Below are 22397 nucleotides of genomic sequence, written 5' to 3' on the forward strand. Positions count from 1 at the left end.
GGCGCCTGGCGCATATGCCGGCAACAGCCGCACGTCGTGCGTCTTGCGTTGCCTTGATTGATCAGGCCGAACGCTATGCTGATGCCATGTTGAGCAAACCATCCAATGCATCATGAGCCATTCAATCAAGATTGCCGTGCTCGGTCTGGGCGCGATGGGGTCAGCGTTCGCCGAAAATCTTTGTCGCGCCGGCTTTCGCGTCCATGTCTGGAACCGCACGCGCGACAAGGCCGAGCCGCTGGTCGAACACGGGGCGATCGTCGCCTCGACACCACATGAGGCAGCCCGCAACGCCGATGTACTGATCACGATGGTGCCGGATATCGAGGCCGTGAACAGCGTTCTGTTCGATGACGACGGGGCACTCGATGCGTTGCCGGACGGCGCGGTGCTGGCCCAGATGGGCACACTGGGCGTGTCGGAAACCGATGCTCTGGTCGCACGTGTGGCCAGTCAGCGCCCGGACATCGTGTTCATCGATGCGCCGGTGTCCGGTACCAAGGCACCGGCCGAGCAGGGGACGGTTACTGTGCTCGCCAGCGGGGACCGGGATGCTGCGTTGTCCCGCGTGCAGCCGGTCTTCGATGTCATCGGCCAGGCCACGCATTGGCTCGGCAGCGCCGGTCAGGGCGCGCGGGTGAAGATCGTGGTCAACGCCTGGCTGGTTGCGACCATGCAAGGCGTGGCCGAAACGACCCTGCTGGCCCGGCGGCTCGGACTGTCGACCGACGATATCTGGCAGGCGCTCGAGGGCGGGCCGTTGGCCAACCCTTATGTCGAGAACAAACTCAGGATGATCGGCGCGGACGATTTTTCTGCCCAGATGGCGCTCAAATGGGGTTTGAAGGATATCGAACTCGCGCTCGAGGCGGGTGAGACCGACGAAATGCCGGCCCTGACCCGAACCCGCGACATCTGGCGTCAGGCCGCCGCCGAGGCGTCACTTGCCGACCAGGATATCGCGGTCATCAGCCGTTATCTGACGCACCCGGGCTGACCGACGTTTCGCCGCCGGATGACGGTGCCTCGTCGCCCGGCGGTTGCGCGCCGAGATGCTGTGACATGAAGGTCAGGATATCGGCCGCGCGATCGATCTGCTTGTCGGTGGGCATGTAGCCGTGGCTGGTCTGTGTGTCCACGCGCAGCAGCACCGGGTGGCTGCAGTCCGCTGCCTTGGCCTGTGCATGCTGGAGGGCAGCGGCGAACTTGTAACTGTGGCTCGGCACCACGCGATCGTCATGGTCGGCCGTGGTGAGGATCGTCGGTGGATAGCAGGTGCCGGCCTTGACGTTGGCCAGGGGGGAATAGCGGATCAGCCAGTCGAAGGCCTTCTCGTTGTCCGAGGTGCCATATTCCGGGGCCCAGAGCGCACCGCCCGAGAATTTCTGGTATCGGAGCATGTCCTGGACACCGGCGCCGGCATAGGCCGCGCCGAACAGGTCGGGGTGCTGCGTGATCGAGGCGCCGACCAGCAGGCCGCCGTTGGAATAGCCCTCGATGCCGAGATGCGGCGTGTCGGTGATCTTGTTGTCGATCAGCCAGTGTGCCGCCGCCGCGAAGTCATCGAACACATTCTGCTTGTTGGCCTTCATCCCGGCGTGGTGCCAGGCCTGGCCGTATTCGCCGCCGCCCCGGATGTTGGCGACCGCATAGACGCCGCCCATGTCCAGCCAGGTCGCGATCGATTTGGAAAAATGCGGCGTGATGCTGGCATCGAAGCCGCCGTAGGCATACAGCAGCGTCGGATTCCTGCCGTCGTGTTTCAGGCCCTTGGCGTGGACCAGAAACATCGGGATGCGCGTGCCGTCGGCCGAGCGATAGAAGACCTGGTCGGTCGTGTACTTGTCGGCATCGAACGGCACGTCGGGCGCGAACAGACGGGTCTGTTGACCGGTGGCGACGTCGTAGCGCTGGATGACACCGGGCGTCAAAAACGACGTGAAACCGTAGTAGATGGTGTCGCGATCGGACTCGGCATGCACCGCGCCGACGCTCCCGATACCGGGCAGATCGATCCGCCCGAGCGACTTGCCGTGGCGGTCGTAGAGACTGAGTCGGCTTTTCACATCCACGAGGCGCTCGACCAGCAGCCGATGCCCGGCCAGCATCGCGCCGTCGATCACGGCATCGCCTTCCGGCACGATGGTCTGCCAGTGCGTCTGTCCCGGTCTGGCGAGTGGCGTGGTCACGATACGGCCCTTGGGCGCGTCCTTGTCCGTGCGTAGATACAACGTGCCATCCACGACCCCGATGGGCTGGTATGCGGCATCGTTTTCGGTATACAGCGCACGAGGCCTGGCATCGATCGTCGGATGGGCCGGGTCGCCCAGATCCACGATATAGAGTGCGTTGTCCGAGCTCGTGCCCTGATTGAACGAGATGAACAGATAGCGGCCGTCGTCCGAGACACGGCCGCCGACCACCCAGCCGCTGCGCTCGGGCCGCGTGAAGATCAGCTTGTCCGCGGACTGGGGCGTGCCGAGCCGGTGGTAATACAACGACTGCACATCGACCTTGTCGGCGATTTCATTCGTCTTGTCCGGCGCGGGATAGCGCGAATAGAAAAAGCCCTTGCCGTCGTGTGTCCACGCGAGGTTGGAGAATTTCACCCAGCGCACGACGTCGTCGCTCGACTGGCTGGAGTCCGTATCCAGCACGTGCAGGGTCTGCCAGTCGGAGCCGCCCTGGGACAGGGCATAGACGACATGTTTGCCGTCCGGTGAAGGGGCCGCCCCCATGAGTGCAATCTGGCCGTCCGACGAGAGCGTGTTGGGATCGAGCAGGACGCGGGGTTTCGTATCGGCCTTCGCATTGACCGGTCGCATCTTGAGCACACCCTGATCCTGCAGCCCGGTATTGGTGCGGTAGAACAATCGCCCGCCGCGCTCGACCGGCACGCTCTCGGACGGGACGTCCTCCAGCGCCGTCAAGCGCCTGTGGATAAAACTGTGTGTATTTCCATCGCCGATCTGGCGGGCGGTCAACGCATTCTGTTGTTTGACCCACTGCCTGAGCTTCGGATCGTCGAGATTTTCCATCCACTGATACGGCGCCGGCACGGCGGTGCCGAAGTAATGGTCAACCGTATCGCTGCGATGCGCGAGCGGATAGTCCGGGCCGGCACCGGCAGCGAAGGCATGGGTCATGACAAGCGAGAGCGTGACAGTGGCGAACAGGCGAAGCGAGGGCATGGGCAGAAAACGTTGCACGATGGAAACAGAATGTCCGAGCTCGGTAAGCAATTACCACGCCCGATTGTGGCGCAATGGTCGCAAGAAACGATTTTTAATTAATATTATCAATGCTTTATAAATTTATTGCGCTTTCGTCTGACGACGAATGTCGCAGGTTGTATCGTTTCGATACGGCAGCCCGGGGCGCCGGGCACAGCACAGTGGAGACAGCATATGACACAAGCAGCACATACGGCCGTGGTCACCGGGGCGGCCAGCGGTATCGGGCACGCTGTCGCCGAGGCATTGCTGGCACGCGGCGATCGTGTGCTCGCCGTGGATCGGCCCGGCGCATCGCTGGACGCGCTCATTGCCGCCGGCGCCGCAGCCCACGCGGTCGACCTGAGTGAGTCGACCGCTGCCGCAGACGTGATCGAGACGGCCGTGGCACGTTTCGGGTCTGTGGATATCTTGGTGAATAACGCCGGCATCCAGCATGTCGCCGCCATCGCCGATTTCCCGCTCGAACGTTGGGACACCATGATGTCGCTCATGCTGGATACGCCGTTCCGACTGATCCAGGCGGCCTGGCCGCACATGCAGGCCACCGGCTGGGGGCGCATCGTCAATATCGCCTCGATCCATGCGCATGTCGCATCGCCCGGCAAGTCCGCCTATGTCACCGCCAAGCACGGCCTGATCGGTCTGACCCGGACAGCGGCGCTGGAAGGCGGCGATGTCGGCATCACCGCCAACGCCGTCTGCCCGGCCTATGTGCGCACACCGCTGGTCGAGAACCAGATCGCGGACCAGGCACGGCTCAACGGCATGCCGGAAGAGGCCGTGATCGAACAGATCATGCTGTCGCAGGCCGCGGTCAAGCGTTTGATCGAGCCGTCGGAAGTCGCCGGCGTGGTCGCCTATCTCGCCTCGGACGCCGCCAGTGCGGTCACCGGGGCCGCCTGGGATATCGATCTCGGCTGGACGGCCCGATGAACCGACGTCGCCGGGCCGGCCGTGTCGATGAACGGAACACGCTCGGCCCCGAGCCTTGCGACACAGCCGGGCCGTCGACGCCGGTTGGGTTGTGGCGCTGATCGGTGGATAATCGAGTCAAACGCAATCGGAGCGTGCCATGAGCGTGCTGGGTGTGGTCATCATCGTGGCGATCGTGATCGCCGGCCTCTGGGGGCTATTCTTCTGGTATCAGAACCGTCGGGCCGCAGAAGCCAATAAACATATCGACCACAGCAAACTGAATGATCTCGACAACGACGGTTGGAGCGATTGAAGACGAATCTGCTTTTCTTTTTCTGATCCGCGCGACCCTCGCGGGCCGCGATAAAATCAGAGGCTATCGCGCAAGCTATCTGGAAACGTTGCGGCCCACACGGGCTGCGTGGATCGAAACCGCTTTTGCCCAACGATTGCGTCGATGCCGGCTTCGTAGGCTACGATCGTGGCTTCACTTGAGACATGTGTCGGTGCCAAAGCCCTGGCAGCGGCGCATGTAGCGGTCGAGTACCGCGATAGTGCTATGTTGCGATGACGCCGCTCCGGCGTTCGCTGGCTGCCAATAGTGGGGCCGCTCCGAGGTGAGGTACGCGCATGAGATCGTGGAATGGTCCTATTTCGCTCGCGAGCCTTCTGGAATGGGTCGTGCAGATCGATATCGAGGCGCTTTCGGCGAGCATCGCGGCCGATCGGGCCGCCGAGCCGGCGGTGACCGATGCCGCGTTGATCGATCGTGCCTTCGATGCCGCGCGTCGCAAGTCGACGCTGCTGGCGCTGGCCACTGGCCTGCCGGCCAATCCATGGATCGCGATGCCGGCAGCTTCATTCGATGTGGCGTTGACCCTGCGAGCCGAAATCCAGGCCGTGGCACGTGCCGCGCTTGTTCATGACCCGGCGTTCTTCGACGACGAAGCGGCGGCCTGGACGCTGCTGGTGCCAGTTTTCGGTATCGGCGCCAGCAGCCAGTTCGCGCGCTCGATTGGCGTGGCCGGCACCCATTACGTCAGCCGGGCGTTGCTTCAGCGTTATCTGGCGCGTGAAGGAGTGCGCCATTTCAAGCGTCTAATGCTCAAACACTTCGGACTGCGGGTCACCCGGCGCGGTCTGATCACCAAGAGCGTGCCGCTGGCTGGTGCGGTGATCGGTGCTGGCTGGAATTATGCGGAGGTGGCCGCGATCCGCTCACGTACCCGCCGTTTTCTCGAGCGGCGCACTGTCGAGCGACGCTTGAACCCGCCGGGCGCGCCGCTGCGCCTGACGTGGAAGCCGACGACAGAGTCGGCGTAGCACAGGCGCGGTACGGCGCCGCCCACGGGACCGGCCATCTATCGGGCCGGTGGCCGGACGCTCGCCTTATGCGAATTCGGCCGGATTCGGCACCGTGGGAAACCGGGCCGGATAGGCATCGAGATAGGCATTGGCTGCGCGCAGCACCCGCACGTCGTCGAACCGCCCGCCGGCGAGCTGGAAGCCGATCGGCAACCCGGAACGCGTGAAACCGCAGGGAATCGAGGCGGCCGGCTGATTGGCCAGGTTGAGCGGGTAGGAGAACTGGGCCCATTCCTCCCAGTCGTGCATGCCGACGCCGGGCGGGACTTCGTGGTTGATCTCGAATGGCTCGATCGGTACCGATGGGGTCATCAACAGGTGATATTCCTGGTTGAAGTGCTCCAGCTTGGCGGTGAGATCAGCGCGGTCGGCGTAGGCCCGGAACAGATCGATTGCCTGCCAGTGCTCGGCCTTGCGGGCGTCGTCGACGAGGCCCGGGTCGAGCAGTGCCTTGCCGCGCTCGTCGCATTGGGAATAGACCTCGAGAGAGGCCGTGAACCAGAGCCGGCGGAAGATATCGATGGGCGATTCGAAACCGGGATGCACTTCAATGACTTCGGCCCCGAGTTTTTCCAGATTCGTGGCTGCCTCGCGTACACGGGTCGCGATTTCGTCGTTGACCGACGCGTAGCCCAGATCCGCTGAATATGCGATGCGCAGTCCGCGCAGGTCGCAGTCCAGGTCGACGCCCCAGTCATCCGGCTGGCCGTGCACGGCATAGGGGTCGCGGTAGTCATAGCGCCCGATGACGTTGAGCATGCGAGCGGCGTCGCGCGGATGCCGCACGATCGGGCCGATGCTCGACAGCGTCGTCATCTTGGCCGGCGGCCATTGCGGGGTCCAGCCGAAGGTCGGCATGAAGCCGAACACGCCACAGAACGACGACGGGATACGGATCGAGCCTCCCGAGTCGCCTCCCTGATGCAGCACGCCCATGTTCAGCGCGGCCGCCGCGGCCGCGCCGCCCGACGAGCCGCCCGAGGTCAGTCGCGTATCCCACGGATTGCAGGTCGCGCCGAACAGCCGGTTGTCGGTCACGGCCTTCCAGCCGAACTCGGGCGTATTGGTCTTGCCGAGCAATACGGCACCGGCTTCGCGCAGCCGTGTGACCGGCGGCCCATCGAAGTCGCAGTAGGCATCCGATGTGGTGGCCGAGCCTTCACGGCAGGGCATGCCGGCACAGGAGGTCAGATCCTTGAGCGAGACCGGGACGCCGTCGATGGGCGAGCGTTGTTCGCCGCGGCCCCAGCGTCTTGCCGAGGCCTTGGCCGCCTTCTCGGCGCCCTCCCGATCGACGTGGACATAGGCATTCACGGCCTCGTTGAATCGATCGATGCGATCGAGGGCGGCGCGCGTGGCCTCCAGCGGCGAGGCCTCGCCGCTGGCATAGAGCCGTGTCAGGGCGCCGGCGTCCATGTTGCCGAGGTCGGTGTCGTGATCACGCATGAAAGGCTCCTGGCTCAGCGATGGGCATCGCCGATGCAATAGAATTTGGTTTCGAGGTATGCCTCGATGCCGGCGTGCCCGCCCTCGCGGCCGAGGCCGGATTGCTTGACGCCGCCGAAGGGCACCTGGGCGCCCGTGATGTCCATCGTGTTGATGCCGACCATGCCGTAGTCCAGCCCCCGCAGGAATCGACGGATGCGAGCGTCGTCGTGGGTATAGACGTAGCTGGCCAGGCCGTAGATCGTGTCGTTGGCGGCTGCCATGACGGCGTCGTCGTCGTCGAACGGTGCGATCGCGGCCAGCGGACCGAACGCCTCTTCTCGAGCGATGCGCATGGCCGGCGTGAAGTCGGCGATCGTGGTCGGCATGAAGAAATTCGGCCCCGGTGCTTCGTTCTGGGGCCGGCCGAACAGGCGCGCGCCTTGCGCAGCGGCGTCGTCAGCCAGCGCCTGCACGTCGGCGACGGCCTGGCTGTGAATCAACGGGCCGATCGCGGTTGCCTCGTCCAGGCCGTGCCCGACCGGCATCGCGTTCATGCGTTCGACGAAACGAGCGACGAAGGCGTCGTATAGTTTCCGGTGCACGTAGATGCGATTGGCGGCGACACAATCCTGGCCGGAAGTCTGGAATTTGGCGGCGATGGCGTCGTCGACAGCCCTATCGAGATCCACATCGTCGCAGACGATGAACGGCGCGTTGCCGCCGAGTTCCATCGATGTGCACTTGACGGTATCGGCAGCGCCGGCCAGCAACGCGCGCCCCACGTGTGTGGAACCGGTGAACGACAGCGCACGGACGCGCGTATCGGCACAGACTGTCTCGCCGAACGTGCGACCCGAGCCGGTCAGGACGTTGAACTGACCGGCGTCCAGCCCGGCGGCTTCGGCCAGCCGGGCCAGCGCCAGTGCACAGAACGGCGTCTCACTGGCCGGATTGACCACTGTCGTGCAGCCGGCGGCGATCGCTGCGCCGACCTTGCGGGTGATCATGGCCAGCGGGAAATTCCAAGGCGTGATGATGGCCGCCACGCCGACCGGCTCGCGTCGCGTGCCCAGTGCCAGGGTCGGCGCTTCCGGGGGGATCGCGGTGCCCTCGATGCGTCGTGCCTCTTCGGCGAACCAGCGCAGAAAACTGGCCGCATAATCCACCTCGCCGCGGGCCTCGTCGATCGGCTTGCCCTGTTCCCGCGTCATCATCTCGGCCAGGGGGTCGCGATGACGGCACATGCCGTCGTACCAGGCCAGCAGCGCCTCCGCGCGGTCGCCGGCCGTGCTGTGTCGCCAGTCGGCAAAGGCCGCGACGGCGGCATCGATGCCGGCTTGCATTGTCGGGCTGTCCAGATCGGGCACCTGGCCCAGAGTTTCACCGTTGGCCGGATCGGTGACCGCCGTGCGTGCGCCGGATCCCGCGGTCTGCCATTGGCCACCGAGGTAGGCGTTTTCCATCCACAAGCTCAAAGTGCGGGCGGGTCCGGGGAATTGACGTCGCGCACACTAACAGCCCGCCCGCGCGCCGCAGATCCGGGCAGTTACTTATGTGCGCGTGCTCTCGTAGCGCCTGCGTTTGGGCGTTGGCGGGTCGGCAGTTGGCTTGTCGGACGTGGGCCGGTCAGGGGCAAGATGGTCGTATCGACGGCGTATCAACGTCTGGCGCTGGCCCGGCATCATGGGCCTCAGAGTTGCCATTGCAGCACGACCGCAGTCGAGATCAGCAGCGCCATCGCTTGATGGAAGGCCACGACCGCGCCCGGCGCCTTGGGTTTGAGATTGACAGCCTGGAAGACGATAAAGCCGATGGCGAGCTGTGCCAGACAGAGAATGAAGGCGACCGGGTAGGTCGGGGCATACCAGCCCAGCGTGCCGAGCGTGAGCAAGCCGGCAAGGCCGTGCAGCGCAAAGATCCACTGCGGTTTCTTCCGAGGGGTGGGGGCGAATGCGCCGATCGGCTCGCCGAAGCCGCGGCCGCCGGTCACCACGCCGCCCATGAAGATCGAAAAGAGCAGCGCATGCGTCGGCACGATGATCTTCAGATACAGGCCGAGTCCGATGTCGTTATAGGCCAGCGGGACGAGATAGGCGAAGAAGACCAGATATGCCAGCAGCCCGTGGATGCCGTGCACTATCGACGGCGCACGGCCGGCCAGGACATGTAGTACGCCCATGCCGAACAGCGCGGTCGCGACGATCATGCCGAGGCCGAGCGCCATTTCGTAGCTCGGATCCACGATCACCAGGGCCACGCCGACCAGGCCGACTGCGGTGGCCACCACGCGGTGGGCGGCCTCCGGGTCGCCGCGTAGCGTGAGCACCAGAATGTTTTTGGTGTACGGCCAGCGCGTGCCGAGGGCCAGGCCGAAGCCGAAGCCCTCGACGATGCTGCCAAGCATGATCAGCACGGCCGCGAAGACGATCTGGGTGAACAGCAGGCCGTGGGCGATCGAGGCCCGCAGGCCTTCGACATCGCGAAAGCCTTCCCACAGGCCGAGCAGCACGGCGAACGCCAGTGCGGCGCCGATGGTCAGGCCGACCGCACGCACCAGCCATGTGATCTCGCCGTCGACGACGTGATAACGGTTGTCGGAATCGGGCGCCTGCTGCGTATCCGTGGCCATGACCTATCACCTGGTAACCGGAACATTCTGTCTGGGCGCAGCGTCCCGCGCCGCCGCAATAATGCTTTGGTTGTATACGCCAGGCAACCTCGAGCCGGATGCATCGTGCCATCCGTTGCCCCGAACGGCCTCGTTGCGCGACGGCGAGACGCCGGCGGCGGATGGAACCGTCTGGTTTTCAGTGCACGGTCGGCGAGCTTTCGTCCGGGTTGTCGATGAGTGCCTCGATATCGGCCGGCGTGAAGACATATTCGGTGTTGCAGAAATGGCACTGCGTGGCGAGCTGGCCCTGTTCGGCGATCACGCTGCGCAGTTCGTCTGCGCCGAGCTGGTGCAGGGCCGCGCCGAAACGCTCGCGCGAACAGGTGCAGGCAAAGACCAGCGGCGCCGGGTCGAACAATCGGGTGTGCTCTTCGTGAAAGAGCCGGAACAGCACATCGCGCGAGGGCAGGCCCGTCAGCTCGTCGTCGGTCAGCGTATCGGCCAGATGGTTGAGCCGGGCCCAGGCATCGGTATCCGCGACGCGCTCGTCCGACGGCAATTGCTGTAGAAGCAGACCGGCGGCGTTGTCGTCGTCGGCGGCCAGCCAGACTCGGGTCGGCAACTGTTCGGACTGCGCGAAATAGGCCTCGATGCAGCCCGCGATGGTCGTCGCCTCGAGCGGCACGATGCCCTGGTAGCGTCGACCCTCGCGCGGATCGAGCGTGATCACGATGCGACCGTCGCCGAACAGTTCGGCCAGCGTCGCGCCCTCGAGTTCGGCCCAGGCCTGGTTGTCCAGGCGTGCGATGGCACGCAAGCGTTGGGCCCGTTCGTGGTTGCCGGGGTTCGATTCGGCCATCAACAGCGACAGCGGGCCATTGCCCCGAATCTCGACGCTCAGCGTGCCGTCCAGCTTCACGGTGGCCGTGAGCAGCGCACAGGCAGCCATGAGCTCGCCGATCAGGTGCTGGATCGGCGCCGGATAATCGTTGTGGGCCAGCACGTCCTGGTAGGCACCGGCCAGCTGCGCGATTTCGCCGCGCACCGCCGTGTCGTCGAACAGAAAACGCTGCAGTTGATCGGAAGCCATGATGCGCTCGCTCGAATCGAGTGGGGATTGCCCGTTGATATGCGCGCGCTTTGCTCCGGATTCAATGCGCGGTGAGTACGGCCAGCCGGCGCTCGGTCTCCTGCCAGAGCCGGGCGGCCAGGGCCATGTCGGCCCCGGCGCGCGAACTGGCGACCGGTTGGCGATCGACGACGTACTCGCCCTGGAACGCAGCGGCCTCGGGCGCGCGTGCCAGCCAGATGCCGGTGTCTGCGCCGCGTTTGCTGTCGATGAAGGTATTGCCCAACAGCTTGCGCACGGGGCGCGGCAATTCGGCCCAGATGCCGGTGGCGACCGCGCCGGGATGGAAACAGTTGGCGGTGATGCCGCTGTCACCGACCCGTCGTGCCAGCTCACGCGTGAAAAGCAGGTTTGCCAGCTTGGCCTGGGCATAGGCCTGTAGCGCCATCCAGTGGCGGTTCGGCTGGTCGAAGGTGGCCGGACGTATCCGTCCTATCTTGTGGGCCACCGACGAGGTGACGACCACGCGCGCATTCTCGGCGCTCGCCAGACAGCTCTGTAGCTGCTGGGTCAGGCGGAAATGGCCGAAATGCATGACGCCGATCATCGTCTCCAGGCCGTTATCCAGCGCCCGCGTGCCGTGTGTATAGAGCCCGGCATTGAGGATCAGCACATCCAGCGCGGGTATCTGTTCGCGAATCCGGGCGGCAAAGCGGTCGACGTCGTCCAGATCGCCGAGGTCCAGGGCCATGGCCTGGATGGCGACATCACCGTGGGCCTGCCGAATCGTCTCGGCCGCGGCCTGCGATCGCGCCAGATCGCGTGAGGCGATGATCACCTGATCGCCGTCGGCGGCCAGTGTGGCGGCCATTTCGCGGCCGATGCCGCTGTTCCCTCCGGTGATCAGGATGTGTCGCGCCATGATCGAAGCCTGCGAAGCGATACGCTGTCTTCGACTATACACACCGCGCGCCTCGATGATGCGGCCGTCAATATCGCCGCGCCCCTCGCGTGCTGGCTCGGGGCGGGCGTATCAGGATCTGTCTGCCTCGGCCTCGGTGTCCGGCTTGGCGAGATCGCCGGGCAGATGCGGTGTTTCGCCGATGACATCACGAATGTAGGCCAGCTGTACGACCACGGCGATGACCAGCGCAATCGGGGTGGCGAGTGCGACGCCAAGCACGCCGGCGACGGCGCCGCCCAGCACCTGGACGGACAACAGAAAGCCGGGCGCGATCGAGACCGCGCGTTTCTGGATCAGTGGGGCCAGCAGATAGCCTTCGATGATGTGTAGCCCGATATAGAGCGAGCCCACGTAGATCATCGGCCAGTAGCCGTGCAGTCCGGCCACCAGCAAGGCCGGCACTGCCGAAACCAGGGCGCCGAGATATGGGATGAACGTCAGCAGCCCGGCCGACAGGCCGAGCAGGAAGGCGAACGGGATACCGATCACGGCCAGACCGGCGGCGCTGGCCACGGCGACAACGCTCATCGAGACGACGCGTCCGGTGAGCCAGCGCCGCACGGCATCGGTGGCCTCGTTGGCGATGTCCTTGGCCCGGTCGCGCTGCGTGGGGGGGAACAATCGCATCAGCCCGTCGCGATAGAGTGCCGGCTGCAGAGCCAGATACACGCCGATGATCAGGATCACGAAGGTATCGGTCAGCGTGGTCAGGGTCACCGACGCGGCGTTGGACAACTCGCTGGTCAATTGTTCGCCCAGGGTGTCGGGGCGGTCGGAGGCCTGCTGGCTCGATAACAGCGAGCCGTCGAGCAGATGCTCGGTGATCTGATACTGATCCAGCTTGCTCTGCAGTTTGTCGATGGACTGGGCGACCTGGGTCTTGAGTTTCGGTGCCTGCGAGGCGATGTTGATCGCGCCGATCGCGATCGAAAAGCCCAGCACCAGTGCCAGTACCGAGGTGGTGATCACCACGGCCGTATGGCGGCCCCACGGAATGATGCGTTGGGTCAGGCGCGCCAGGCCATCGAGTCCCACCGCGACCAGGAATGCCGCAAAGATCAACAGGGCCGCATGCGCGACGGTCTGGGCAAACCAGGCGATCGTCAGCACGGCCAGGGCACAGGCCGAGACCACGAGGCTGCGACGCCAGAAGGCAGAGAGCGACATGCGCGTCGCGTTCTCGTGATCGGATGTGTCCATGAAATGGCTCCGTGCGGCCAACGGGCGAGTGCCCGATATGCGGGCATTGCATCCTGCCGGGCGCCGCGATTCAACCCGGGTTCCTACGGGCCCGTGACGTCGCCTCGGCGTGTGGCTGGTGATCGGGCCTCGATCGCTCGGACATGGGCGCCGTCGTGAGGCCGTGGCACACTTTGGCCCCGATCCGGACAGGACCCGACGACAATGCGCCAACAGGCCGGCGACGCGAGCCCGCAAGACGTGACTTTACGCCGAATTCTCGCGCTGGCGGTACCGGCGCTCGGCGTGCTCGCCGCCGAGCCGCTCTATGTACTGATCGATACCGCGGTCGTCGGTCATCTGGGCGCGTTGCCGCTGGCCGGGCTGGCGCTGGGCGGCACGATGCTGTCGGTCATGACCAGTCAGTTGACGTTTCTGTCGTATGGCACCACGGCACGGACGTCGCGGCTCTACGGCGCGAATCGGCGTGCCGAGGCCGTGGCCGAGGGCACGCAGGCCAGCTGGCTGGCGGTGGCCGTGGGGCTGCTCGTTGTCCTGCTCGGCGAGTTCTTCGCTCACGACCTGTCGATGCTGCTGGCCGGAAAGTCCGATGTGGCCGCGGCCTCGGCCGAATGGCTGCGGATCGCGCTGCTCGGCGCGCCGGCGATTCTCGTCACACTGGCCGGCAACGGCTGGATGCGCGGCGTGCAGGACACGATCCGGCCCCTGCGCTATGTGCTGGCGGCCAATGTCATCTCGGCCATCGCCTGCCCGGTCCTGGTCTATCCAATGGGCTTCGGGTTGGCCGGTTCGGCGATCGCCAACGTGATTGCGCAGTATATTTCGGCCGTGTTGTTCATCACCGCACTCGCCCGCGAGCGTGCGTTCGTGGCCCCGAGCGTCTCGGTCATGCGGGCGCAGATGGTGCTTGGCCGCGATCTGATCCTGCGTAGCGCCTCGTTCCAGATCTGTTTTCTGTCGGCGGCGGCGGTCGCGGCCCGCAGCTCGGCCGCAGCGGTCGGGGCGCACCAGATCGTCTATCAGCTCTGGGTCTTCCTGTCGCTGACCCTCGATTCGCTGGCGATCGCGGCGCAGGCGCTGATCGGCGCGGAGCTGGGAGCTGATCGTACCCGTCGGGCGATACGGGTCGCCTGGCAGATCACCGCATACTCGTTCGCTTTCGGCTGTGGACTCGGGCTGCTGTTTGCCGGCGGTTATTTCGTGTTACCGCCGCTGTTCACGTCGGATCCGGCCGTGCTGGCGCAGATCCCCCATGCCTGGTGGCTGTTCGTGGTACAGCAGCCGATCGCCGGGATCGTGTTCGCCCTCGACGGCGTGCTGCTCGGCGCCGCGGATACCCGGTTTCTACGTACAACGACACTGGCAGCCGCGCTGCTGGGCTTCCTGCCGTTGATCTGGTTGTCGTGGGTCTTCGGCTGGGGGCTGACCGGCATCTGGATCGGGCTGACCGTCTTTCTGCTGGCTCGTCTGGTGGCCACGGTCTGGCGTACCCGCTCCGGCGTCTGGGCGGTCGGCGGCGCCGGCTGAGCCGTCGGACCGCCGTGCGGGCGTCAGTGCTCGGGGGCAGGTGTTTTCTTGCCGTTCTGGGGCCGGTCCGCCGCGTCATCGGTTACGCGATCCGTCTGTTCGATGAAGGCCGCGACGTTGGCGTGGAGCTTGTCCAGGGCCGGCTTGTGGGCATAGACCATATGGCCTGATGCATAGCCGTGATAGCTGATGTTGTCGGCCAGTCGTTTCGGGATCGGCAGGTGATGCATCTCGTAGAGGGCGGTGAAGAACGGCGTGGCCAGATCGTAGTAGCCGACGTTGAGCATGACCTTGAGGCCCGGGTTGATCTTCAGCGCGGTGGCCAGATCCGGCATGACGTTGACCGGCCCCTGGCTTGGCTTGGCGGCGCCGGGCGGCTGATGCGAGAAATCCCAGTCGTTCCACAGGCCGGTGACCGGGCGATACGCCATGTCCGCGTGATAGTTCAGCGTATTGCGAACATAGCTGTTGAAGGTGGCGACATACGCCGAGGACAGGCCGGCCGACTGCGGATCGTACTGAGCGCCCTGAGACAGCGGGTCGAGACTGGGCCCGGCAAAGCGCGTGTCGAGCCGGCCGGTGGTGTCGTTGGCATCGGCCAGTAGATTCTTCTCGAACTCGGCGCCGTTGACACGCAGGTCGGCTTTCTTCCAGTAGTCGACCGGCAGGCCCGTGAACTCGTGCAGCTGCGCGGCGATCTTCTGTTTTCGATCGTCCGCCAGGGTGTTGCCGGCGACGAGCGCATCCAGATACGGGCCGGTGGCAAAGTTCTCGACGCGATCTAGAAACGGCTTGAGCCGGGCCGGCTTCGGGCCCGGCAGCTTGTCGTGGTACCAGGCCGTGGCGGCGTAACTGGGCAACGCCAGCGCATAGGGCAGCGGCTGACCGGGATTGTCTTCGGGGCCGTCGATCGACAGGTCGAAGTTCAGGATCTGGGACAGCAGAATCACACCGTTCAGATCGATGTTGTCTTCACGCGCGAGCTGGTTGGCCAGAATGGCCGAGCGGGTCGTGCCATAGGATTCGCCGAACAGGTATTTCGGCGAGTTCCACCGATCGTAGCGGGTGATGAACCGCGTGATGAACTGGGCGAAGGCATCGGCGTCGCCATCGACGCTGTAGAAATGCTTCTTGCGCTTTTTCATCAGCGCATCGCGATCGCCGTCCTGCGGTGTCTCGGCGATCAGCCGCGAAAAACCGGTGCCGGGCGCATCGACGAATACCAGGTCCGAGGCATCCAGCAACGAGTCCGGATTGTCGGCGAGCGTATAGGGGGCTGCCGGTGTGTGCGCATCATCGCGCGTGATGACCCGTTTGGGGCCGAACGCCCCCATGTGCAGCCACATCGAGGCCGAGCCCGGGCCGCCGTTGTAGATGAAAGTGATCGGTCGTTTCCCGGGATCCGCGCCTTTCTTGAAATAGGCGACATAGAACAGGCGGGCGGTCGGCACGGCTTCCTGATCGCCGCTGCCGTGCAGGGTCAGGGTACCGGTCCGGCTCGTGTAGTCGATCGTCTGGCCGTCGATCGTGATACGACCGTCGCTCTGCGCGGTCTTTTCCTTGGCCAGCGCGTCCATGTGGGCCACGATCTGGCCGGCCGGGGTATCGGAGGCGCTCGTCTTGTCGGATGACGGGGCTGGTTCGTCAGACCAGGCCGGCCCGGCCAGGGACAGCGTGGTCGCCAGAACACCGAAGACGGCCGGAACGAAGCGCGAGGTGGGCATGGGCAATCCTTGTCGAGACGATCGATGAAGCAGCCCGCCTCGATGCAAGAAATACGCCGCCACCCGCGCCGTTGGCGATGGAGGCGCGGGTCGTCGTCAGACGCTCGACGTCAGTCCGCCGTCGACGAATATGTTCTGTCCCGAGACGAAGTTCGAGGCCGGTGAGCACAGATAGATCAATGTGCCGACCAGTTCCTCGAGCTGGCCCCAGCGGGCGGCCGGTGTGCGTTGTGTCAGCCAGGCATCGAAATCCGGATCCTGCCAGAGCGCCGTGTTCATGTCGGTCTGGAAATAACCGGGCGAGATGCAGTTGACCTGGATGTTGTAGCGGGCCAGATCGGCGGCCATGCCCTTTGTGAGCATGGCGACCCCGCCCTTGGAGGCGGCATAGGGCACGATCGTCTCACGCGCCAGCATCGACTGTACCGACCCGAGATTGATGATCTTGCCGGCTCCGCGTTCGGACATGGCCGCAGCTAGGGCATGGGCGACATAGAACGCGCTGGACAGATTGGTGGCCAGCAGCCGGTCCCAGTCTGCCGGTGCGAATTCAGCGAACGGCGCCCGCTTCTGCAGGCCGGCGTTGTTGACCAGAATATCCGGCACGCCCTGGCGCCCGATCAGGGCGTCGACGCCGGCCTGGACGGCTTCGGCGTCGGTGATGTCGAAGGTGGCGTAGGTCACCTCGGTGCCGGTGCGCTCGGCGAGTCGGCTGGCGGCCTCGGCGAGCGCTGCTGCATCGCGACCGTGCAGCACCACGCGCGCGCCGCGCTCGGCCAGCCCGGTGGCCAGGGCCTGGCCGAGCCCGCGCGAGGAGCCGGTGACCAGCGCCAGCCGGTCGGTTACATCGAAAAGCGTATCGGTCATGGCAGGCCCTTGGATCGTATCGTTTGCGAGAACGTGATCGTTTGGAAAATCACATATTATTAACCCGGCATAAAAATAGATGATTTTTCGGGTTGATAACGCGCGTGTGCGACAGCACGCGCGCCACGGCCAACGGCCGTGAAGCCATTGAAAATAAAAAGACGGACAAGTGCCGGCATTTCTTTCGATGGCGTTGAAAACAGCTGACGTCGTCAGCTGTTTTGGTGCCGGATTAATAGAAAAGCAGGAACAGACCACAGGCCATGGCGAAGCCGACGAGTGACTCCAGGGCCTGTTGGACGGTCCAGGTCTTGAGCGTTGTCGCGACATCCATGCCCATCAGCCGGCCGACCAGCCAGAAGCCGGAATCGTTGACGTGCCCGGCGAAGACCGAGCCGGCAGCCGAGGCGAAGACGACGGCGACCACCTGCATGGCGCTGTAGTCACCGCTGATCACCGCGGGTGCCATCAGGCCCGAGGCCGTGACCAGAGCAACGGTCGCCGAGCCCTGGGCCAGGCGCAGGGCAACCGCAACCACATAAACCGCCACGATGACCGGCAGCCCGATGTCATCGAGTGAATGAGACAGTGCGTCACCGATACCCGAGGCCTTCAGGACACCGCCGAACATGCCGCCCGCGCCGGTGATCAGCACGACCGAGCAGATCGACGGTAGCGATGAGTCGAGAATGCGTTCGATATCGGCCGGGCGCCTGCCGCGTCGCCAGCCGAGCATATAGGTCGCCGCGAGTACCGATATCAGCAACGCCACCGGCGTGTTGCCGAACAGCTGGACCAGCTTGAACCACGTCGCGTTTTCGTCGAACCAGCCGAGGTTGGCACCGAAATCGAGTGCGGTGTTGGCGAAGATCAGAACCAGCGGGATCAGGAGCAGGCCGAGCACCGTGCGCAGCGAAGGCGGGTTCTCGATCGCCTCGCGATCGGCCTCGCCGAATAGATCGGCTGCCACGCGAAACGGATGACGACCGGCGGCAATACGCGCCCAGAGATACCCCGAGATCAGCCACATGGGAAACGCGAGCACCACACCTGTCGCGAGCACCAGACCGGGGCTGGCGTTATAGAAATCGATCGCGGAAACCGGCCCCGGATGCGGGGGCACGAATACGTGCATGACCGAAAAGGCCGCGGCGGCCGGCAGGCCATAGAGCAGCAACGGCCCATCCAGACGTCGGGCAACGGCGAAGATGATCGGCAGCATCACTACCAGGCCGGCATCGAAGAAGATCGGAAAGCCCATGAACAGCGAGGCCAGACCGAGCGCGAAGGGCGCCCGTCGCTCGCCGAAGAGCGCGACCATGCGATCGGCCAGCATCTGGGCGCCGCCGGATTGTTCGACCAGCTTGCCGAGCATGGCGCCGAAACCGACCAGCAGCGCCACCTTGGATAACGTGTCACCGAAGCCGCTCAGCAGGACAGGCACGATCTGATCGGGCGGGATGCGGGTAGCGAATGCGGTCGCCAGGCTGATCATCGTCAGGGCGACAAAGGCATGTACCCGGAACCGGATGATCAGCAGCAGCAGCAGTGCGACCGCTGCCGCGGCGATCATCAGAAGCGGACCGGTCGTCAGGGTCTGTGTCCATTCATCCATGCGCGGAGATCTTCATGACGGAGCGAGACGGGTAGCGTGCGCGACACCCTATCGTGAAACCGATTCCATGCTCTTCATCTTTTGGTCTTAGGCCCGCCTTGCGGATCGGATGGGTTCGGCCGGCGATAACGCCGGACCCATCGCCAGACGATATAGCCGGCCACCACGACAGCGACCAGCGTGCACAGGACGTACATGCCGACCGGGCCGAATCGCTCGATCAGGGCGTGGAAGCGTTGGCCGAACCAGTACACGCCGAACCCCCAGACTGCGACCCAGAGCGCCGCGCCTATCGCGTTGTACAGAGTGAACTTGGCGGCAGGCATACGTGCGATGCCGGCCACGATGCCGTTGAGCTGGCGCAGCCCGACGAAGAAACGGGCAACGAGCACGATAGCGCCGCCGCGCCGGACGAAAAAAGCCTCGATGCGCGCCAGGCGGGCATCCGTGATGCCGATGCGTTCACCGTAGCGCACCACCACACGTCGGCCGCCGAAGCGGCCGATGGCATAGCCGATATTGTCCCCGATCACGGCACCGGCCCAGGCCGCGATGAGCAGCGTGAGAATCGGCAGTTTGCCCTGCGAGGCCAGCAGGGCGGCCGAGATCAGGGCTGTCTCACCGGGGACCGGAATGCCGAAATCCTCGATGAGGATCAGCAGGAATATGGCCCAGGGGCCGTAGTCGCTGATGACTTGGCTGATATCGGGCATGTCGGACTCGGCGTGCTGGGCGCGATGCCGCGAGGCGAGGCCGCACGGTGTGGGTAAAGGGCTCGGTAACAGGATCTGGCAATTGGCGGACCGCCAGGCCGCTACGCAAACCGCGGGGCGATGCCGCACGGCGTGCAACGGCAGTGCGTCACGCCGCGAGACGATAGCGCACGCGGCGTGAAGATGCATCGCATGCGCCCCGAGGGGCCATCGCGGGCCGGACGATCGGCGAAGCCGAAGCGGGCATCACGATCGTCCGACCGTCGGCTGTCATGTACCAAGCTCGAACCGAAAAAGCCGCGGCAACCGCGGCTTTTTCGGTCGGTCGCACGTCGTCTACCAGATCTCGACGCGCTTTTTCGGCGGACGGACCATGGCATCGCCCGGCTTGCAGTCGAACGCCTTGGCGAAGGCGGGCATGTTCGACGGCGCTCCGATCGCGCGATAGGTCATCGGTGAGTGCGGGTCGGAGTTGAGTTGCACGGCCAGTGCCTTGGGCCGGCTATGGCCACGCCAGACCCGGGCCCAGGCCATGAAGAAACGCTGGTCCTGGGTATAGCCGTCGATCTTGCGCTTGGCCTCGGTGGGATCCGCGGCCAGGGCTTTCTGCAATGCATCGTAGGCCAGTGTCAGGCCGTCGAGATCGGCGATGTTCTCGCCAAGCGTCAACTTGCCGTTGACGTGCACGCCCGGTTTGCCGGGGATTGGTGTGTACTGGTTGAACTGATCGACCAGCTTGGCGGTGCGTGCATCGAAGGCCTTGCGATCGGCGGCGGTCCACCAATCGTTCTGGTTGCCGTCGCCGTCGAACTGGCTGCCCTGATCGTCGTAACCGTGGCTCGACTCGTGCCCGATGACGGCACCGATGCCGCCGTAGTTCACTGCGTCATCGCCGTGAGCGTAGAAGAAGGGCGGCTGCAGGATTGCGGCCGGGAAGTTGATGGTGTTGTCCGTCGGATTGTAATAGGCGTTGACGGTCTGCGGCGTCATGCCCCAGCGCTGGCGATCACGCGGCTGGCCGACATAGGCCATCTCGTAGTCGTGGTTGAACTTCGCCGCACGCGTCATGTTGCCGTAGAAATCGTCGGCCTGGATCGACAGCCCTTTCCAGGAGCGCCAGTGTTCCGGGTAGCCGATCTTGGCCAGGAACTTGGACCACTTGTCGAGCGCCTTGTCCTTGGTGGTGTCGCTCATCCAGTCGTTGTTCTGGATCCGGGTCTTGAGCGCGGCGCGAATGTTGTCGACCAGTTCTTCGGCGCGAGCCTTGGCCTGCGGCGGGAAATACTTGGCGACATAGAGCTGGCCCAGTCCCTGACCCATGGCGCTGTTGACCGCATCCAGCGATTGTTTCCAGCGTGGCTTCTGCTGCGGCTGGCCGTTGAGTTCGGTGCCGTAGAAGGCAAAGTGCGCATCGCGATATCGCTTGGCCAGCAGCGGGGCGGCATCGTCGATCGTGTGCGCGGTGAGATAGGCCTTCCATTCATCGATCGAGGCATTGGCCAACAGCCGCTCGAATTCGGCGAAGAACTTGGGCTCGGAGAGCGAGAACCCTTTCTTGATATCGGCCCCCTGAGCCGCCCAGAACGCTTTCCAGTCGAAATGCGGCGTCGCCTTGTTCGCCTCGTCGAGTGTGACGAAGTGGTACTGGTTGTCCGGATCGCGCATCGCGACCTGTGACAGTGAGTGCTTGGCCAGTTTCGTCTCGAACGCCATGGCCGCCTCGGCATGGTGGGCGGCTTCGTCGTCGCTCTGGCCGATGAGCGAGAACAGCTTCGTCAGATAGGCGACATAGGCCTGACGCTGTTCAGCGTAGTCCTTGTCGGTGTAGTACTTCGGCGTCGGTAGGGACAGGCCGCCCTGGTAGACGTACGCGATGACCTGCTTGGCGTTCTTGTAGTCCGGGCTGGCATCCATGGAAAAGACCTGCCCCTGGCCTTCGGCGAAGGCCAGGGTCAGATACCGAGCGATCGCATCACGGGAATCCAGCGCCTGAATCCTGGCCAGCCGGGACTTGACCGGGGTATCGCCGGCCTTGTCGATGGCCGCGGTATCCATGGCCGAGGCATAGAGATGACCGATCTGGGTCTCGACACTGTCGGCATCCGCCGTGCCGGCCGTCTTTTCAGCGGCTTCGACGATCGTGTGCTGGTCCTTCAGGCTCTTCTCGGCGAGCTCGTTGAACGCACCCCAGCGGGTATGGTCGTCGGGAATCGGGTTGGCGGCGATCCACTTCGCGTTCACGAAGTCATCGAGGTTCTGGCAGACGTTGGCGTCGGTATCCAGCTCACTCGTGTCGAACACATTTTTGGCGACCGACATATCGGTCTTCGCGGCCGGGGCGTCGCTTTCGGGTGGGCTTTCGTTGCCCTGGGCCATCGCCACGCCGTTGAGACACATCAGGCCGAGGGCCACGGCCGTCGGCCGCAGGAAATCACGCGTCATAATCAATCCGTTGTTGTGCGAGTGCATCGGCCGCCGCCGACGATGAACGAGCAGAACAAGCATTGCTCGTGCCAAGGCGGCATTCTGGCACGTCAGGCGTGCGCGCATCGGCCGACGATGGTCGCAAACTATCGCTGATGGGGCAGCGATGGGCGAGCCGGGATATCAACGGACAAAAAATACCCGGCGCGGTGGCCGGGTATGTCACGAGCGTACTCGAGCACGCTCGAGTTCGATCACATGATCAGCGTGCGGCCTCGGCAGCCGGCACTGTCGTCGTCTGGGCCACGCTCTGCGTCTGCGCCAGGTTGGCGGCGACCAACGGCATGGCCATGGCAGCGGCCACCAGGCCGACGACAACGATGCTGTTCACGATATTCAGCTTCACGGTATTCATGGCGAAAACTCCTCGAAAGCAGGTACCCGGGGCGCGCGGACGCTCGGGGTACCGGTCGGCGCACAGCTGACGAGAACGCGAAGAGGTCGTGCCCGCTCAGTCGACGCCGAAGATTGAGATCAGAAACAAGAAAAACCTCTAGGGGACAAGCCCGATGTCGACCGGCTGCAACCGATATCGAATGCACCGAATGCAATAACGAAGGTCACAAGAAGGCATGCCGTCCTGAACGGCTTTTTTATGCATCCTCAGCCTGTCGACGGGCGCGATTCTACGCCGAAAGTCTCATATGGCAATAGCTGCCGATAAAAAAATTGAAGACAG

At 64.5% G+C, this 22397-nt stretch carries 18 protein-coding genes; 5 read left to right on the forward strand and 13 right to left on the reverse strand.

What is annotated here, in order from left to right:
• The first annotated feature begins 112 nt into the window (after nucleotides 1-112).
• Nucleotides 113-997, forward strand: coding sequence for an NAD(P)-dependent oxidoreductase (locus D3260_RS08260; protein WP_120098119.1), 885 nt, complete (start codon nucleotides 113-115; stop codon nucleotides 995-997).
• On the opposite strand, the gene D3260_RS08265 is transcribed toward D3260_RS08260, so the two are convergent.
• Nucleotides 969-3209, reverse strand: coding sequence for a prolyl oligopeptidase family protein (locus D3260_RS08265; protein ID WP_147418140.1), 2241 nt, complete (start codon nucleotides 3207-3209; stop codon nucleotides 969-971). The genes D3260_RS08260 and D3260_RS08265 overlap by 29 nt on opposite strands.
• A 198-nt stretch (nucleotides 3210-3407) precedes the next feature.
• On the opposite strand from D3260_RS08265, the gene D3260_RS08270 reads away from it, so the two are divergent.
• The 3 genes from D3260_RS08270 to D3260_RS08275 all read left to right on the forward strand — a co-directional run bounded on the left by D3260_RS08270 (nucleotide 3408) and on the right by D3260_RS08275 (nucleotide 5474).
• Nucleotides 3408-4169, forward strand: a complete 762-nt coding sequence (locus tag D3260_RS08270; RefSeq protein ID WP_120098121.1) for a 3-hydroxybutyrate dehydrogenase — start codon at nucleotides 3408-3410, stop codon at nucleotides 4167-4169.
• 139 nt (nucleotides 4170-4308) lie between these two features.
• A complete protein-coding gene (locus tag D3260_RS17485) occupies nucleotides 4309-4464 on the forward strand; it encodes a hypothetical protein (protein ID WP_158583462.1) in 156 nt (51 codons plus the stop codon).
• Nucleotides 4465-4781: 317 nt separating this feature from the next.
• The gene (locus D3260_RS08275) at nucleotides 4782-5474 is read left to right on the forward strand and encodes a hypothetical protein (RefSeq protein ID WP_147418141.1); all 693 of its coding nucleotides are present in this window, start codon (nucleotides 4782-4784) and stop codon (nucleotides 5472-5474) included.
• 66 nt (nucleotides 5475-5540) lie between these two features.
• On the opposite strand, the gene D3260_RS08280 is transcribed toward D3260_RS08275, so the two are convergent.
• The 6 genes from D3260_RS08280 to D3260_RS08305 form a co-directional block, all read right to left on the reverse strand.
• Entirely contained in the window at nucleotides 5541-6962 is a 1422-nt protein-coding gene (locus tag D3260_RS08280) for an amidase (RefSeq protein ID WP_120098123.1), read from the reverse strand.
• Between the two features lie 14 nt (nucleotides 6963-6976).
• Nucleotides 6977-8407 carry an NAD-dependent succinate-semialdehyde dehydrogenase gene (locus D3260_RS08285; RefSeq protein ID WP_120098124.1) on the reverse strand — a complete coding sequence of 477 codons (1431 nt, stop codon included), beginning with the start codon at nucleotides 8405-8407 and terminating at the stop codon, nucleotides 6977-6979.
• 227 nt (nucleotides 8408-8634) lie between these two features.
• Nucleotides 8635-9573, reverse strand: a complete 939-nt coding sequence (locus D3260_RS08290) for a hypothetical protein (protein WP_199671423.1) — start codon at nucleotides 9571-9573, stop codon at nucleotides 8635-8637.
• A 178-nt stretch (nucleotides 9574-9751) separates the two neighbouring features.
• The gene (gene hslO, locus D3260_RS08295) at nucleotides 9752-10645 is read right to left on the reverse strand and encodes an Hsp33 family molecular chaperone HslO (RefSeq protein WP_120098125.1); all 894 of its coding nucleotides are present in this window, start codon (nucleotides 10643-10645) and stop codon (nucleotides 9752-9754) included.
• Between the two features lie 61 nt (nucleotides 10646-10706).
• Complete coding sequence (locus D3260_RS08300; RefSeq protein ID WP_120098126.1) at nucleotides 10707-11546, reverse strand: SDR family NAD(P)-dependent oxidoreductase; 840 nt, start codon at nucleotides 11544-11546, stop codon at nucleotides 10707-10709.
• Between the two features lie 111 nt (nucleotides 11547-11657).
• The gene (locus D3260_RS08305; RefSeq protein WP_120098127.1) at nucleotides 11658-12788 is read right to left on the reverse strand and encodes an AI-2E family transporter; all 1131 of its coding nucleotides are present in this window, start codon (nucleotides 12786-12788) and stop codon (nucleotides 11658-11660) included.
• 204 nt (nucleotides 12789-12992) lie between these two features.
• On the opposite strand from D3260_RS08305, the gene D3260_RS08310 reads away from it, so the two are divergent.
• Nucleotides 12993-14315, forward strand: a complete 1323-nt coding sequence (locus D3260_RS08310) for an MATE family efflux transporter (protein WP_120098128.1) — start codon at nucleotides 12993-12995, stop codon at nucleotides 14313-14315.
• A gap of 23 nt (nucleotides 14316-14338) precedes the next feature.
• Here D3260_RS08310 and D3260_RS08315 read toward each other — a convergent pair whose 3' ends face one another.
• From D3260_RS08315 to D3260_RS17490, 6 genes are all read right to left on the reverse strand, one after another.
• On the reverse strand, nucleotides 14339-16039 hold the full coding sequence (locus D3260_RS08315; protein WP_120098129.1) for a S10 family peptidase: 1701 nt from the start codon (nucleotides 16037-16039) through the stop codon (nucleotides 14339-14341).
• 96 nt (nucleotides 16040-16135) lie between these two features.
• The gene (locus D3260_RS08320; RefSeq protein ID WP_120098130.1) at nucleotides 16136-16906 is read right to left on the reverse strand and encodes a glucose 1-dehydrogenase; all 771 of its coding nucleotides are present in this window, start codon (nucleotides 16904-16906) and stop codon (nucleotides 16136-16138) included.
• A 232-nt stretch (nucleotides 16907-17138) separates the two neighbouring features.
• Entirely contained in the window at nucleotides 17139-18521 is a 1383-nt protein-coding gene (locus tag D3260_RS08325; protein WP_120098131.1) for a GntP family permease, read from the reverse strand.
• Between the two features lie 74 nt (nucleotides 18522-18595).
• Nucleotides 18596-19234, reverse strand: a complete 639-nt coding sequence (locus tag D3260_RS08330) for a DedA family protein (protein WP_158583463.1) — start codon at nucleotides 19232-19234, stop codon at nucleotides 18596-18598.
• 336 nt (nucleotides 19235-19570) lie between these two features.
• Complete coding sequence (locus D3260_RS08335) at nucleotides 19571-21676, reverse strand: M13 family metallopeptidase (protein ID WP_120098236.1); 2106 nt, start codon at nucleotides 21674-21676, stop codon at nucleotides 19571-19573.
• 244 nt (nucleotides 21677-21920) lie between these two features.
• Nucleotides 21921-22073, reverse strand: coding sequence for a hypothetical protein (locus D3260_RS17490; protein WP_158583464.1), 153 nt, complete (start codon nucleotides 22071-22073; stop codon nucleotides 21921-21923).
• Nucleotides 22074-22397 lie beyond the last annotated feature (324 nt).

Origin of the sequence: Salinisphaera sp. Q1T1-3 (genome assembly GCF_003602005.1) — a bacterium.
GTDB lineage: Bacteria > Pseudomonadota > Gammaproteobacteria > Nevskiales > Salinisphaeraceae > Salinisphaera.

Excerpts from the sequence above, each read along its gene's own strand:
- D3260_RS08260 (WP_120098119.1), top strand. The coding sequence starts at position 113 with ATGAGCCATTCAATCAAGATTGCCGTGCTCGGTCTGGGCGCGATGGGG.
- D3260_RS08270 (WP_120098121.1), top strand. The coding sequence starts at position 3,408 with ATGACACAAGCAGCACATACGGCCGTGGTCACCGGGGCGGCCAGCGGT.
- D3260_RS17485 (WP_158583462.1), top strand. The coding sequence starts at position 4,309 with ATGAGCGTGCTGGGTGTGGTCATCATCGTGGCGATCGTGATCGCCGGC.
- D3260_RS08275 (WP_147418141.1), top strand. The coding sequence starts at position 4,782 with ATGAGATCGTGGAATGGTCCTATTTCGCTCGCGAGCCTTCTGGAATGG.
- D3260_RS08280 (WP_120098123.1), bottom strand. The coding sequence starts at position 6,962 with ATGCGTGATCACGACACCGACCTCGGCAACATGGACGCCGGCGCCCTG.
- D3260_RS08285 (WP_120098124.1), bottom strand. The coding sequence starts at position 8,407 with ATGGAAAACGCCTACCTCGGTGGCCAATGGCAGACCGCGGGATCCGGC.
- D3260_RS08290 (WP_199671423.1), bottom strand. The coding sequence starts at position 9,573 with ATGGCCACGGATACGCAGCAGGCGCCCGATTCCGACAACCGTTATCAC.
- hslO (WP_120098125.1), bottom strand. The coding sequence starts at position 10,645 with ATGGCTTCCGATCAACTGCAGCGTTTTCTGTTCGACGACACGGCGGTG.
- D3260_RS08300 (WP_120098126.1), bottom strand. The coding sequence starts at position 11,546 with ATGGCGCGACACATCCTGATCACCGGAGGGAACAGCGGCATCGGCCGC.
- D3260_RS08305 (WP_120098127.1), bottom strand. The coding sequence starts at position 12,788 with ATGGACACATCCGATCACGAGAACGCGACGCGCATGTCGCTCTCTGCC.
- D3260_RS08310 (WP_120098128.1), top strand. The coding sequence starts at position 12,993 with ATGCGCCAACAGGCCGGCGACGCGAGCCCGCAAGACGTGACTTTACGC.
- D3260_RS08315 (WP_120098129.1), bottom strand. The coding sequence starts at position 16,039 with ATGCCCACCTCGCGCTTCGTTCCGGCCGTCTTCGGTGTTCTGGCGACC.
- D3260_RS08320 (WP_120098130.1), bottom strand. The coding sequence starts at position 16,906 with ATGACCGATACGCTTTTCGATGTAACCGACCGGCTGGCGCTGGTCACC.
- D3260_RS08325 (WP_120098131.1), bottom strand. The coding sequence starts at position 18,521 with ATGGATGAATGGACACAGACCCTGACGACCGGTCCGCTTCTGATGATC.
- D3260_RS08330 (WP_158583463.1), bottom strand. The coding sequence starts at position 19,234 with ATGCCCGATATCAGCCAAGTCATCAGCGACTACGGCCCCTGGGCCATA.
- D3260_RS08335 (WP_120098236.1), bottom strand. The coding sequence starts at position 21,676 with ATGACGCGTGATTTCCTGCGGCCGACGGCCGTGGCCCTCGGCCTGATG.
- D3260_RS17490 (WP_158583464.1), bottom strand. The coding sequence starts at position 22,073 with ATGAATACCGTGAAGCTGAATATCGTGAACAGCATCGTTGTCGTCGGC.